Consider the following 12,490-nt stretch of genomic DNA (forward strand, 5'->3'; position numbering starts at 1 on the left):
ATGCTAATCGCGATTGGCATTAAACGACCGAAACGCTGCAGCGCAGCCGGCGCTGCACCGTTGCAATCATGCTGCCAGGCTGTGGACTGTCTTAGGCGGCCCTGCGCCGCAGCATGCAGGTTACAACGCCCTTGATCACGGTGTTGTCGTCGTCAACCATGACGGGCTTGCGCAGGGCCGGATCGCGCGAGGCGGTGAGCAGGAAGCTCGGCGCCTCAAACAGGCGGAACACGGTCTCGGCCTTCTTCTCGGCCCATCGATAGAGCTGGGCGCAGACGATGTCGCCTGCGCGTGGCTCCATATTGAGGTCGACCATCAGCACGTCGCCCGGCAGATAGCCGGCCTCGACCAGAGCGAGCGAGCGCAGAACCCATGGATCGAGGCCATTGCGGCCGTTGGTCATGGCTCTGATGGCGCTTTCGAGTGGATCGGCCGCCTCGGCGCGGTAGGGCGCCGCCTCTCCCTCGCGCAACTGCATCGGCGGCGAGGCCGCATGCTCGCCGAGCAGGTCGGCGGTGACAGCAACGCCCGTGCCCTGGGCGATCTGCGACATGGTCTGCGCCGAGAGCGCGTTCGGATATTTCGGATCGCGGTTGTCGAAGCGCAGGATCGTCGTCGGCGTCAGCCCGCTTTCGCGCGCGATCCGCGTCGGCGTCCAGCCAGTGCGGCCCTTGACGACCTGCAACCAATCCCACTGCGCCGACTTCAGGGCCTCGCGGGTTTCGGTCCGATTGATCGGGCGACGCGCCATGTCGTGCAAGTTCCGCTGCGCAGGAATGCGCACCGGACTGTGCATCGCGATAGGGACGCTGTGAATTTGCATCAACGCTACTTGCAACCGAACCGCAAATCAGATTTGCGTTAGCATTATTGCTAATCATGTTTCGCAAGCGAGAGCAACCGAATGAGCAGCACCGACCCTATCGGCCTGTTCGAGCGCGCGGCCAAAATCCGCCTGCCGATCAAGGAATGGGCCGAGAAATCGGGCGTCAACCTGCACACCCTGTTGCGTATCAAGGCAGGCAAGAACCATCTCAAATCCTCGGTCGACGCCGCCGAGGCCGGATTGCAGCGCGAAGAGGCCGAGCTGCGCGAGCACCTCGACAAGGTGCGGCCGTGAGCGCCGCCCTGCTCTCTGCCATGCCGGCATTGCCGATTGCGATGCCGGAGATCGACCTCAGGCAAACGCAGGTGGCGCTGATCTATCACGCGCACCTGCTCGCCGCCGCGATCGAGACGAAGACAGATGCGCGGCTGTTCGAGAACCCGCCGCGCAAGCGCCAGATCGGCCGGCCCGATTGGGATGCGGTGTTCAAGGCGCGGCGCTTCGCGATCTACCTGACCGTCACCGAATACGACCGGGCCGGCGCCTTCGTCGCCCGCGCCGCCGGCCTGACGAAGCAGGCCGTCTCGCACCTGCTGCGCGAGGTCGAGGACAGCAGGGACAACCCCGACACCGAGGCCCTGCTTGCCCGCATCGCGGCGCGGGCGGCCGGCCGCAAGGGAGAGCTGGCATGACCGAGCGCGACCTGTTCCCCGTTCTCTGGGACGATCACACCGACAAGTGCGCGCCGCAGCGCCATCTCGTCCATATCGGCGAAGAGACTGGCACCGACGAATATCTGCTGGTCGACGGCCGGCCCGGCAGCCTGACGAAGGTGATGGGGCCGCTCTCCTATGAAGAGGGCGTGCGCTTCGCCGAAAGGCTGCTGCGCGACGGCATCGTGACCGAAAGCGACATGGCCCGCGCGCTCTGCGTCTGCATGGTGCTGGTCGCCTGCACCCGGCCACCCGAGCAGGAGAACGTCAGCCCACGACTGACCCGGATCGAGCCCGAGATGCGCCAGCGCATCCGCGCCGTGAAGACCGAGGCGGCGTAAGATGGCGCGCGTGCTGGTCGCCTGCGAACGCTCCGGCATCGTGCGGCGCGCCTTCGCCGATCGCGGACATGATGCCTGGTCGTGCGATCTGCTGTCGGCCGAGGATGGCAGCAACAGGCACATCGTCGGCGATGCGCGCGCCCTGCTTGGCGACGGCTGGGATTTGCTGATTGTCGCGCACCCGCCATGCACCCGGTTGTGCAACAGCGGCGTGCGCTGGCTGTCGGGACCGCCGCCGGGGCGGACGCGTGAGGCCATGTGGGCCGAGCTGCGCGAAGGCGCGGCCCTGTTCTCGGCATTCTGGAACGCGCCGATCGAGCGCATCTGTGTCGAAAACCCGGTGATGCATCGGCACGCCAAGGCGCTGATCGCTGGTTACGCCCCCCCTGCCCAAAGTGTCCAGCCTTGGCAGTTCGGCCATGGTGAGACCAAGCGAACCTGCCTGTGGCTGCGCAACCTGCAGCCGCTGCAGCCGACCCGGATCGTCGATGGCCGGGCGGCGCTCGTCCACCGGCATACCGGCTGGGGCAAGCGCGGGCTCGAACGCGCGGCTAATCGCTCGCGCTTCTTCACGGGCATCGCCGAGGCGATGGCCGACCAATGGGGCGAGTTGCCCTTGGCTGTGGCGGCATGACCGCCCGGCGCTGGAAAATCGCCGAGGTCAAGGCGCTGCTGCAGGAGCGGATCGAGGAGCTGTGCGAGCGGCTGATCCCGACCGGCCAGCACAAGACCGGCTATTACCTCGCGCGCAACCCGCATCGCGACGACAAGAAACCCTCGCTGGTGATCGCCACGACCAAGCGCGAGCCAGGCGCCTGGAAGGATTGGGGCGCCGAGACCTATCGCGGCGATGTGCTCGACCTGATCCAGTTTGTCGAGCGGCTGACGGACACCCGCGCCGCGATGAAATGGGCGCTCGGCTGGCTCGGCAAGGAAGACGTCGATCCCGAGCAGTTCCGGCGCGTGACCTACAAGGCGATCCAAGGCCGCCAGCGCAAGGCCGAAGACGAGATGAAGCGGCTGAAAAAGGATCGCGGCCGCGCGCTCGGCATGTGGCTCGCTGCCCGCAAGGATTTCCAGCCCGAGGCCGACCGCTATTTCCGGGCGCGCCATCTCGACCTCTCGCGGCTTCCGAAATGGCCGGGCGCGATCCGCTTCGAACCGAAGATGCCGTATTCGCAGCTCGCGGTGCGCGATCAGCGTGGCGGCATCGTCCGGCCGGCGCCGGAGCTGCCCTGCATCACGACGCTGCTGACCGACCGCGACAACCTCAACGGCGCGCTGCACCGCATCTATCTGAACGTCGACTGCACCGACAAGGTCGACCTCGGCCTTGACCCGAAGGGCGAAGCCTATCCGCCGCGCCTATGCTGGCCGGCCTATAGCGGCTTCGTCGGCCGCATCTGGAACGGCGATGGCGACATGCCGATCCGCGACGCGATCAAGCACGGCGTCGTGAACGACCTCGTCATCTGCGAAGGCGTCGAGGACGCGCTCGCGGTCGCGATCTCGGAACCGTCCATGCGCGTCTGGGCGGCGATCAGCCTCTCGAACCTCGCGCATTGCTACATCGATCTGCCCTGCATCGGCGACGTGTTCGTCTGGGCCGACAATGACTGGGGCAAGCCGCAGGCGATGAAGGCGCTCGACGCCGCGCTTGCCGCCTTGAAGACCCGCGCAGTGGGCCGTCGCATCGAGGTGGTGCGCGCGCCGGGAGCCCGCAACGGCTCCGGCCCGAAGGACGCCAACGACCTCATAGGAGCCTGACATGGCGAAGAGAGCCAAGGGGAAGCCGCATGCCGATCGCAACCCGGAACGACCCGTACCGGTGCCCGCCGTGGTGGCGGAAGCATCCAAGCAACAGACGGCCGCAAGCGCGATGGATATTCCATCCGATGGGGCGTTACCAGACGCTGGCGCCGCGTCCGACGAAGGCGGACATCCTTCGGGAGAGGCTGCACGGGGGCAGCTGGGCGAAGGTGCCGCTGGTGAGCCCGGAGGATCGGCGTCGACGCCTGCAGATCAGGCTCCGGCATCAGCCGATCATTCCGCCGATGATGTTCGACATGACACCGCTGAGGCCGAGGGAGATCAGGCGCCCGCCGGACCTGTGGCGGCTGCTGAAACGCCGGCTGCAGAAGGTGGCCTGGCGGATGCGGCCGAAGGGCCGGAGCTGACCTTCGCGCAGCTTCTCCTGCTGGCCAACAGCTTCGTGCCGCAGCAGCTGGCGATCGGCAGTGTCGCGGGCATGCTCTATGCGCTGTATCCGGTGGTCGGCCTGTACGGCGACGGCGCGCCGGATGTGCTGTCGGCCTTCGGCGATCTCTTCGGCCAGCCCGAGCGTTGGGCAGCCGAGGCGCATCAGCTGATCATCGACCACCCTGACCTGTCGCCCGATGCGCTCTGGCTGCACCTGACGGCGCGCGATCTGCTGCCGAAGACGGTCGATGCCTTCGCCGAGCTGCCGGGCTGGCAGCAGGACGGCTTCCGCCTGATCATAGCCCTGCACCTCGCGGCGTGGCGCGTGATCAAGGCATCGCTCGACCGCCATGGCGAGCGGCTGCGCGAGCAGGTGGAAGCCGAGACGCCTCTCCCGCGCGTCAAGCTGTCGGACACGATCTTCGAGAAGCACGATCGCATCGACGCGCTGGTCGACGGGTTGCGCGTCAACCCGCGCCACTGACGACGGCGAAACCAGCCCGGCTGCGTGGCGCATCGGCCGGGCGCCCTCTCCTTTCCCTTCATGCCTAGAGAATTCCGCGCCCGATGAGCGAAGACGGCCAGAACATGGTGAGCGGCGTGCTGCGCCGCAGCCGGCAGAAAGAGGGTTTCGTCAAGGTCTGGTCCGATCCCGAGATCGGCGAGGGGCTGGACTGCTCTCTTGGCCGGCTCAACCCCGGCCAGTGGGTCGCCGACCCGGCAACGGGGCTGCCGAACACGGGCGAGATGCCGTTCCCGGTGACGATCCTCGGCAAGGATGGCGACGACATCTGCCTTGTCGACACGCTTGGCCAGTTCACATCGGTCGGCCCCTCGCAATTCGGCCAGGGCGTGATCCAGTCGATGTTCGGCGACCGGCAGCGCTATCTCTATTGGGCCTTTCCGCGCTTCAACCGCGACATGCAGATCACCGGCTGGAAAGCCGAGCAGGTCCGCGAGGTCATGTATTTTGCCGCGAACCGGCGCGGCATCTTCACCGTGCTCGACCGGGTGCGCGGCCTCGGCGGCTGGACCGACAAGAGCGGCGAGCTGCTGTGGCATGCCGGCGATCTGATCTGGCAGCTCGAACGCAACCGCGACGGCAAGGGCGTCGCGATGAAGGCGCAGCCGGCCGGCGAGCATGACGGCTATTTCTATACGCGCCGGCCCGACACGGTGACGCCCTGGCCGACGCCTGTCGGCTGGTCGGCCTGCCCGGCTCGTGAGATCCTGCGCGGCCTCAAGACATGGAACTGGACGCGGCCGATCGACCCGCTGCTGCTGGTCGGCTGGATCGGCTGTGCGTTTTTGGGCGGCGCGCTGGAATGGCGACCGGCCTGCTTCATCACCGGCGACCGCGCCGTCGGCAAATCGACGCTGCAGGCGCTGATGCGCGCCATCTTCGGCAACTCGCTGCATTCGACCGCCGACGCCACGGCCGCCGGCATCTATCAGCGCGTCAAGCAGGACAGCCTGCCGGTCGGTGTCGACGAATTCGAGGCCGGCGGCAACAATGCCCGCGTCAAGCAGGTGTTCAACCTCGCGCGGCTGGCCGCCTCCGGCTCGGTGATGTATCGCGGCGGCGCCGACCACAAGGGAACCGAGTTCCGGGCGCAGAACTGCTTCCTGTTCTCGTCGATCAACATTCCGCCGCTGCATCCGCAGGATTTGTCGCGCACCGCGATCCTGCGCCTGGCCAAGCTCGACAAGGCGCGCTCGGCCGAAAAGCCGATGACGGTCGATGCGGATACCTGCGGCTCGCTGATCCTGCGCCGCCTGTTCGACGAATGGCACAACTATCCCAAGCTGCGCGAAGCCTATCGCGAGGCGCTTCGCGAGGCCGGCGGCCATGACGGTCGTGGCCAGGACACCTACGGCACGCTGCTCGCCGTGGCGCATATGCTGCTCGGCGACGAAGGCATGGACGAAGCCGGCTACCCGGTCGAAACCCTCGACAAATGGGGCGAGCTGCTGCCGGCCTCGGCCCTGCCGGAAAACGAGAACGCATCCGAGAACTGGATCGGCTGCCTGGTGCGCCTGCTGACCTCGCCGGTCTCGACCTGGCGCGATGGCGGGCGCCAGACGGTCGGCGCGCTCCTCGAGGAGTATGAGGAGAGCGGCCCGAGCAGCGACATGAACTTCACCAAGGCGCGCAACCTGCTGCAGCAGGCCGGCCTTGGCCTGCTGCCGGCGGGCCAGCGCGTCAAGGACAGCGCCGTCCTCGCCATTCCCAACAATTCGCAGCTGGTCGCGAACCTCTACCGCGACAGCGATTGGGCCGGCGCCGGGCAAATCGGCGGCTGGGCCGACGCGCTGCGGCAAGGGCCGCCCGAGATCGTCCTGACCACGAAAAATCAGGTGAAGGTCAACGGCGTCAACGTGCGCTGCACGCTGATCGTTCTCAAGCGCTTCCACGAGCTGATGGAGAAACAGGGATGATGCCGCCGCGCATCCGCTGCGCGCTCTGCGACCGACCCGTCAGCGAGGTCGAGCAGTGGCGCAACGATGCCAGCATGACTGTCCGCCTGCGCGTGTTCTGCCATGGCGACAGCGACGCGATGGAATTGCCGCTTCACGCGCTGGCCGATCCCGATTTCGCCGACCAGCTCCGCAATCAGGAGGGCGTCGCCTTCGCGACGGCGCGCCTCGATCCGCCGGCCGGGCGGTCCCCCGGCATCATCAGGAGAGCAGACAATGACTGAGAACGGTGGGAACCCTGCCACAACCACAATCGCGGACCTCATCAACCGGCCCGACCATATCGAGCAGTTCTTCGCCTGGTCGCATCTGCCGCCGCATCTGCAGGCGGTGTCGCGGCCGTTCGGCGAATTGGCGCAGCAGATCGTCGCCAGCGTGCCGCGCAACCCGGAGCGCACCGTCGCGCTGCGCAAGTTGCTCGAAGCGAAGGACGCCGCCGTCCGCGCAGTCGTCGCGAAGTAACCGCCTATCAGCCCGCCGGCCGGGCGGTTCCCGGCCACGCAACCCGGAGAGAACCCATGTCCAATGCAACCCTGATCGAGACTGGCGACCATCTCGCCAGCGGTCAGCTCAAGTCGATCGTCGAGCGGATCGAGCGCCGCGAAGCCGACAAGCAGGAGGCGGCCGACGACATCGCCGAAATCTATCAGGAGGCCAAGGCCAACGGCTATGACGTCAAGGTGCTGCGCAAGGTGATCGCCACGCGCAAGCGCGACCTCGACGAACGCAAGGAAGAGGAAGCGATCTTCGACCTCTACATTCAGGCTGTCGGGGAGAGCGCCTGATGGCGTCGCGACGCGCGAAGCGGCGGCGGTTCACGCCGATCCCGTCGAACCGGCTGGTAATCCGGTTCATGGGCGACCAAGGCGCCGGCAAGACCACGGCGATGAAAGCCGTGCGCCTGCTGCTGGAAGACGCTGGCGCCGAAGTCAGCGAGGCCGAGCACGGCGGCCCCGGCGAATTCTCGGGCGAGCCCAACATGCTGATTGCGCGGACCTCGCCCGAGATCCTGCGCGAGCTGGGCGACTGGATGAAACAGGAGCCGACATGAGCAACCAGAAATCGCTCTTCGTCGCGGCGGCCGTGGCCGAGCGGAAGGCCGGTTCCGGCACCGCGTCGACGCACGCGATCGAACGGACATCGCCGAAGGGCGGCCCGTTCATCGGCACCTGCAGGCTGTGCGGAACGCCCGGCCTGTCGGCAGCCGACGCCCTGCAGCCCTGCCCCAATCAGCGCGGCCTGACGGCCGACGAAGCCCTTTTGGAAGCAATCGACCCCGGAGAACAGTCATGAGCTCCGGTCCAGCACAACCGGCGCCGATCCTGACCGAAAAGATGATCGCCGATGCGGAAAAGGCCGTGCGGCGCACGATCATCTCGGAAGCGACCGGCACGCCCGAGGATGCAGCTTTCGTCCGCTTCGCGCGCGATCTCTGCCCGCTGTTCACGCGCAAGACCCTTGAAGAGGTCCGCCTGCACGGCATCACACCTGCGGCCTTTACGGCCAAGGTCAAGGTCATCGCCTGGATGATGGCCCAATGCGTCGCAACCATGCCCGCCGGCTCCGACAAGGCCGGCGCCGTCAAACGCCTCGCCGACGCGATCGGCGATCACGCCGCCAACATGGTGTCCGAGCCCGAGGCTCCGGCATCGCGCATCATCAAACCCGAGGGCTATCCGCAATGAGCATCAACCGCGCCATCCTGCTCGGCAATGTCGGCAACGAGCCCGACATCCGAGGCCAGGGCGACCAGCGCGTCGCCAGCTTCCGCCTCGCGACCAGCGAGTTCTGGACCGACAAGCAGACCAATGAGAAGAAAGAGGCGACCGAATGGCATAGCGTCGTCGTCTTCAATCAGGCCCTCGTCGGCATGATCGAAAACCATGTCGAGAAAGGCCACAAGGTCGCTGTCGAGGGCATGATCAAGACCCGGAAATGGGAGAAGGACGGGGTCGAGCGCTATTCGACCGAAATCGTCGTCGGCCGCTTCGACGGCTCGATCAAGCTTGAAGGCAAGCCGCAGGGCGGCGGCGCCGGCCGGCGCGACGAACACAGCTATGGCGAGGCCCGCACCCGCCAGCCTGCCGGCGATCGCGAGGCTGCACCGCGCACGGAACGCCTGGACGATGACATTCCGTTCTGACGGCGCCTTCGCGCCTGGCCTGCCGCCTGACGGGGCGGCAGGCACCTTTATCGCGCTCGATGCCAGCGGGCGGCTCTGGCTGCTCGCCTGGCATCCGCGCGGGGAATGGACCGGCCTAGCCTATGAAGAACCGAATTGGCCGGTGCTGCGGCGCGGCGTCGAGCTGGCCGCGCGGATCGTCAAGCATCTGCGACGCGGCTAGCGGCCGGGAAAGTCCTCGCGCGGCTGCGGATGCGTGTCGCGGATCACGCGGGCGCCATGGCGCAGCATCAGGCGATCATGCGGCCAGCGTTGCAGAGCAGCCTCATAGACGGCGAAGCCGAGGGTCAAGCCTGCGCATTGCGCCACGATGGTCCGCACGGGATCTCGCCGCTTCAACTCGCGATCCTCGGCTTCGACGGTGACGTCCAGTTTTTCAGCTATGACCATGACCCTGCCTCCGCATGAGAACGAAAGCGGAACATAGGAAGGAATGCCTCGGGGGCTGTCAAGGCTGGCGGCGCTTCTTCTGGTCGATGCGGACCTGCAGCACCACGGCCGTTGCCCGGTCGAGCACGATCTCGCGCTGCATCAGCATGGCGCGCTCGATCTCGGTGGTGCTGGCCTTCGGCATACCGTCGCGCAAGACCGCCTCGCGCTCGCTGCGGCACGGCGCCAGCAGCGCGGTCGCGATCGATCGGGCGTCGGACATGCCGTCGTCCAGCGTCACGGCCTGGCGGGCATAGCAGCGGGTCAAGGCCTCCTGGCTATCGCCGGCCGCACTGGCCGGCGCGACTGCAAGGATGGCGAGAGCGGAGAGAATGGCGCGCATGGGCAAACGGTGCCGCGCAACCTGTCCGTGCGTCAAGCGCTACGGCGTGCCCTGCCCACAACGGTGATGGTGTAGAGGTAGGCACGATCGAGCATGACGGCCGCGAGGCGACGCCAGCTCTTGCGGCCGGCACGCTGCGCCTTGTCCTCCTCGCGCCAGTTGCTCGCGAGCCGGTTCATCGCGTGCAGCACGCGGGCTTCCTGCGCGGCCTGGCGCTCGAAGCGATGGGCCATGAACAGGTCATAGAGTTCGGCGCCGCGCAGAGCCCGGCGGTTGTTGAAGGCCTTGCGGCAGGTGGCCGAGCAGAATTCGGCGGTGGGCCGCGCGGCCTTGTGCGGGGCTCCGCATTCGGCGCAGACGCGATTTAGGGTGCGAGGTAGCGGGCCGGTCACGGCTTCGACTCCCTGATTCGTTTCTAGGCTTGCGACTAGACGCAACAATTTACCGATCGTTAGGGCTTACAGACTGCGCGTCAGACGGCCGCCAGCAGCAGCTTTTTCATCATCTCGGCGATCGTCATCTCGTTCTCGACCGCGAGGGCTTGCAGACTGCGATGCTCGGCTTCGGACAGCCAAACCTCGATCTTGTGTTCGCCCCGCGCCCGGCGTGCGCCGCGCGATTTCCGCTGGCGCTCGGCCACGGTCGGCGCCGGCCGGTCGGTGTATTTGCGCGGGGCGGGCATCTGGTCTAGCTCCTGTCGCGGGTCGCGGCTGGCGTTTCCCCTCTCCGGGTTGGCCAGCCTAAGCCCATGCCCGGCCGCCTGCCAGCGGCCGGGCGCCTGGTCAAGTCAGTCCTGCCGCTTCGCGAAGCGGGGGAGGAAATGGTCGGTTAATCGGCCGGTGTCGCGGTCAAGGTGCCGATCGATACCGAAAACGTCATGCGCCAAGTTGAAGTCATCGGCGCCGACCATGCGGGTGAAGTCGAGCGGGCAGCCGTTTGCGTGGCAGGCGCACAAATTCATTTCGTGGTGCAGCCGGTCGAAAGGCTGCCGTGCGCTGGCATAGAGCGCAGCCGTCCGGTCAAGAATTTGGTCGACAAACGGGCGCAGCTCCGGCGCAATTTCAAAGCTTACAGCATTCATGATCGTTCTCCGGGTTCGCTGGCCGGCCCCTGCCAGGGCCAGGATGCGCTGGCGCATCGTGCGAGGTCGGGCAAGTGCCCGGCCCCGAGGCGACGGGTCAGCGCAGGAAGCGGGCGTCCGCGACGTTCTCGCGAACGATCGCTTTTGCATCCTCCCGGTCGCGCGCCCGCAGAAAGGCGATGTTCCCGGCGGCGTCCGACACGCAATAGAGCGGCAGGCCGAGGCCCCAATAGGAGCCGCTGGCATCGTATCCGCCACGGTTGACGCGCCAGCGGCACAGGCCGAGCCTGCCGCCGGCCGGGTCGATATCGCGCAAGGCCGCGCCCGCGCCGAAGGGTGCGCCGCGCGACAGGCCGGTGGCGACGGGTTCGCCATGATGGTTGAGCGTAGTCATGATCGTTCTCCGGGTTGAGAGGCCGGCCCCTGCCAGGGCCGGGACGCCTTGGGGCATCGTGCGAGGCCGGGTTTCCCCGGCCCCGAGGCGATGCCTCACGCCGCCTTGCGGTGGCCGGCCATGGCCTGCGCCACGATCCACAGCGCCTTGTTCAACTTCACGTCCTGATCGATGCCGCCGATCTCGCGGGTCGTGACGCGGCGGCGGGTGCCATCGGGGTTGCGCTGCACGCCGCGCAGGCCGCCGCGAATGACGTTCTCCTGCACGACGTTGAAGGTGGTCCACAGATCGTCCGCGCGATCGTCGAAGCGGCGCGGGGTCAGGAGCTGGCGCGGCTCGATCGGCGTTGCAACATTGCCTTCGTTATCGGCGAAGCGAAGGACGTGCGCGGCCTCGGCAAGGGCTGCCGTCTCGTCGCGGTTGAGGCGCAGGCCGCTCCAATCGGCCGGGGCTGCCAGCGCTTCCTGCGCCTGGCCGAGGACGCGATAGGTGCCTTCAATCACCTTGGCCTGGACGTCGCCTGAGTGACGGACCTTGACCGCGTCGATGGTGCCGGTCTGCGCCACAAGGCTGTTGAGGCAGCGAATGCGGAAGAGGCCGGCCATCAGATCGTAAGCTGACGTGCCGTCGTTCGCGTTCTTGAGCAGGATCTCGCAAACCGTGTCGCCGACGCGGAACTTCTGTTCGGTGTCGAGTTTGCGCAGGCGGATCAGGTGCTTGGTGAAATCGACCTTGCTGGCGTCGCGGCTGCCGGACTGGCGGGCGCCAACCGGCATGAAGCCTTCCTTCATCAGACCGCGCAGCACCTCAATGGTCGGGATCGGCTGGAAACGCTCCGACCGGCTCTCATGCGCGGTGACAGCGAAGATGGATGGGGCGAGCTTGCGCAGCTCGTCCTCACCGAGGGCGCGGGCGGCGTCGAAGCGGGCGGTGGAAGCGTAGACGGTCATGGTGGTCTCTCCGGGTTGGGTTGGCGGCCCCTGCCAGGGCCGTGGTGATTGTGTGACATGTAACAATAACTGCTGTCAAGCGGCCTCGCGAAAGTTTTTCGCAACCGCTTCCACATGCCGGCATTGCTGCCCTGCCCGCACCCGCTCCGGCCAGACCCGGACCCGCGCCCGGCGGGGTCTGTCCCGGCCCGGACCCTAAGAGATCAAGATTGCGTCCGCCGCTGCGCGGCCGGACTGGTCTGTTGCGAAGAGATTGTGCGGCGTCCGCGCTGGTCGCGCGGACTGGTCTGATACATTGGATCGGCGCGGCGCTGGTCGCGCCGCTGGTCTGACGCAGGCCGGCATGTTATGAGCGGGGAGTTGCGGAGATCGGCCAGCCCGATGGGTTCGGGGGTGCTACTCAATAGCTCAATGATATCAAAGCGGTATCAGGGGCAGTAGCAGGGCCGTAGCAGCAAAACCCTAATGATATCAGGGCAGTAGCGGCGTAGCAGCCAAGGCGCTCTCACGCATACATATCTGTACGCACGCGCGCATACGCGACAGTTAATGTT

Annotated in this window: 23 protein-coding genes; 15 read left to right on the top strand and 8 right to left on the bottom strand. The window is 66.9% G+C overall.

Translation table 11 applies throughout. The features are described 5' to 3' along the window. Positions 1–91: 91 nt before the first annotated feature. Positions 92–751 (bottom strand): hypothetical protein, encoded by a 660-nt coding sequence (locus tag BMZ21_RS01600; RefSeq protein ID WP_091829106.1) that lies wholly within the window; start codon positions 749–751, stop codon positions 92–94. Between the two features lie 153 nt (positions 752–904). Here BMZ21_RS01600 and BMZ21_RS01605 point away from each other — a divergent pair, with 153 nt between their 5' ends. The 15 genes from BMZ21_RS01605 to BMZ21_RS01680 all read left to right on the top strand — a co-directional run bounded on the left by BMZ21_RS01605 (position 905) and on the right by BMZ21_RS01680 (position 8,902). After that, positions 905–1,120: a hypothetical protein gene (locus BMZ21_RS01605; RefSeq protein WP_091829109.1), complete on the top strand. Its 216-nt coding sequence runs from the start codon at positions 905–907 to the stop codon at positions 1,118–1,120. After that, complete coding sequence (locus BMZ21_RS01610) at positions 1,117–1,518, top strand: hypothetical protein (protein ID WP_091829112.1); 402 nt, start codon at positions 1,117–1,119, stop codon at positions 1,516–1,518. Before BMZ21_RS01605 ends, BMZ21_RS01610 begins: the two co-directional genes overlap by 4 nt. Beyond that, on the top strand, positions 1,515–1,880 hold the full coding sequence (locus BMZ21_RS01615) for a hypothetical protein (protein WP_091829115.1): 366 nt from the start codon (positions 1,515–1,517) through the stop codon (positions 1,878–1,880). The genes BMZ21_RS01610 and BMZ21_RS01615 overlap by 4 nt, the downstream gene beginning before the upstream one ends. A gap of 1 nt (position 1,881) precedes the next feature. Then, the gene (locus BMZ21_RS01620) at positions 1,882–2,514 is read left to right on the top strand and encodes a hypothetical protein (protein WP_091829118.1); all 633 of its coding nucleotides are present in this window, start codon (positions 1,882–1,884) and stop codon (positions 2,512–2,514) included. Next, positions 2,511–3,647, top strand: coding sequence for a DUF7146 domain-containing protein (locus BMZ21_RS01625; protein ID WP_167561486.1), 1,137 nt, complete (start codon positions 2,511–2,513; stop codon positions 3,645–3,647). The genes BMZ21_RS01620 and BMZ21_RS01625 overlap by 4 nt, the downstream gene beginning before the upstream one ends. A 1-nt stretch (position 3,648) precedes the next feature. Further along, on the top strand, positions 3,649–4,563 hold the full coding sequence (locus tag BMZ21_RS29810) for a hypothetical protein (RefSeq protein ID WP_143079627.1): 915 nt from the start codon (positions 3,649–3,651) through the stop codon (positions 4,561–4,563). Between the two features lie 83 nt (positions 4,564–4,646). Further along, entirely contained in the window at positions 4,647–6,518 is a 1,872-nt protein-coding gene (locus BMZ21_RS01640) for a hypothetical protein (protein ID WP_091829128.1), read from the top strand. Continuing rightward, entirely contained in the window at positions 6,515–6,781 is a 267-nt protein-coding gene (locus tag BMZ21_RS01645) for a hypothetical protein (RefSeq protein ID WP_091829131.1), read from the top strand. Before BMZ21_RS01640 ends, BMZ21_RS01645 begins: the two co-directional genes overlap by 4 nt. Continuing rightward, the gene (locus tag BMZ21_RS01650) at positions 6,774–7,019 is read left to right on the top strand and encodes a hypothetical protein (RefSeq protein WP_091829133.1); all 246 of its coding nucleotides are present in this window, start codon (positions 6,774–6,776) and stop codon (positions 7,017–7,019) included. The genes BMZ21_RS01645 and BMZ21_RS01650 overlap by 8 nt, the downstream gene beginning before the upstream one ends. Before the next feature lie 56 nt (positions 7,020–7,075). Continuing rightward, a complete protein-coding gene (locus BMZ21_RS01655) occupies positions 7,076–7,342 on the top strand; it encodes a DUF2312 domain-containing protein (RefSeq protein ID WP_091829135.1) in 267 nt (88 codons plus the stop codon). Continuing rightward, positions 7,342–7,608: a hypothetical protein gene (locus BMZ21_RS01660; protein ID WP_091829138.1), complete on the top strand. Its 267-nt coding sequence runs from the start codon at positions 7,342–7,344 to the stop codon at positions 7,606–7,608. Before BMZ21_RS01655 ends, BMZ21_RS01660 begins: the two co-directional genes overlap by 1 nt. Next, on the top strand, positions 7,605–7,850 hold the full coding sequence (locus BMZ21_RS01665; RefSeq protein ID WP_091829140.1) for a hypothetical protein: 246 nt from the start codon (positions 7,605–7,607) through the stop codon (positions 7,848–7,850). Before BMZ21_RS01660 ends, BMZ21_RS01665 begins: the two co-directional genes overlap by 4 nt. Beyond that, positions 7,847–8,242, top strand: coding sequence for a hypothetical protein (locus BMZ21_RS01670; protein WP_091829142.1), 396 nt, complete (start codon positions 7,847–7,849; stop codon positions 8,240–8,242). The genes BMZ21_RS01665 and BMZ21_RS01670 overlap by 4 nt, the downstream gene beginning before the upstream one ends. Then, positions 8,239–8,700, top strand: a complete 462-nt coding sequence (gene ssb / locus BMZ21_RS01675; RefSeq protein WP_091829144.1) for a single-stranded DNA-binding protein — start codon at positions 8,239–8,241, stop codon at positions 8,698–8,700. The genes BMZ21_RS01670 and ssb overlap by 4 nt, the downstream gene beginning before the upstream one ends. Next, positions 8,684–8,902, top strand: coding sequence for a hypothetical protein (locus BMZ21_RS01680; protein ID WP_091829146.1), 219 nt, complete (start codon positions 8,684–8,686; stop codon positions 8,900–8,902). Before ssb ends, BMZ21_RS01680 begins: the two co-directional genes overlap by 17 nt. Here the strand turns inward: BMZ21_RS01680 and BMZ21_RS01685 are convergent. From BMZ21_RS01685 to BMZ21_RS01715, 7 genes are all read right to left on the bottom strand, one after another. Next, a complete protein-coding gene (locus BMZ21_RS01685) occupies positions 8,899–9,129 on the bottom strand; it encodes a hypothetical protein (protein WP_091829148.1) in 231 nt (76 codons plus the stop codon). The genes BMZ21_RS01680 and BMZ21_RS01685 overlap by 4 nt on opposite strands. Positions 9,130–9,187: 58 nt before the next feature. Continuing rightward, on the bottom strand, positions 9,188–9,511 hold the full coding sequence (locus BMZ21_RS01690) for a hypothetical protein (RefSeq protein WP_091829150.1): 324 nt from the start codon (positions 9,509–9,511) through the stop codon (positions 9,188–9,190). A gap of 32 nt (positions 9,512–9,543) precedes the next feature. Further along, the gene (locus BMZ21_RS30725) at positions 9,544–9,903 is read right to left on the bottom strand and encodes a transcriptional regulator (RefSeq protein WP_244543652.1); all 360 of its coding nucleotides are present in this window, start codon (positions 9,901–9,903) and stop codon (positions 9,544–9,546) included. An 80-nt stretch (positions 9,904–9,983) separates the two neighbouring features. Beyond that, positions 9,984–10,193, bottom strand: coding sequence for a hypothetical protein (locus BMZ21_RS01700; protein WP_091829152.1), 210 nt, complete (start codon positions 10,191–10,193; stop codon positions 9,984–9,986). Positions 10,194–10,298: 105 nt separating this feature from the next. Beyond that, positions 10,299–10,649, bottom strand: coding sequence for a DUF6874 family protein (locus tag BMZ21_RS01705; RefSeq protein WP_143079628.1), 351 nt, complete (start codon positions 10,647–10,649; stop codon positions 10,299–10,301). 40 nt (positions 10,650–10,689) lie between these two features. Continuing rightward, entirely contained in the window at positions 10,690–10,986 is a 297-nt protein-coding gene (locus BMZ21_RS01710; protein ID WP_091829156.1) for a hypothetical protein, read from the bottom strand. A gap of 95 nt (positions 10,987–11,081) precedes the next feature. Continuing rightward, positions 11,082–11,936: a DUF932 domain-containing protein gene (locus tag BMZ21_RS01715; RefSeq protein WP_091829158.1), complete on the bottom strand. Its 855-nt coding sequence runs from the start codon at positions 11,934–11,936 to the stop codon at positions 11,082–11,084. Between the last annotated feature and the right edge of the window lie 554 nt (positions 11,937–12,490).

Origin of the sequence: Allobosea lupini (assembly GCF_900109525.1) — a bacterium.
In the GTDB taxonomy this organism is placed as follows: Bacteria; Pseudomonadota; Alphaproteobacteria; order Rhizobiales; family Beijerinckiaceae; genus Allobosea; species Allobosea lupini.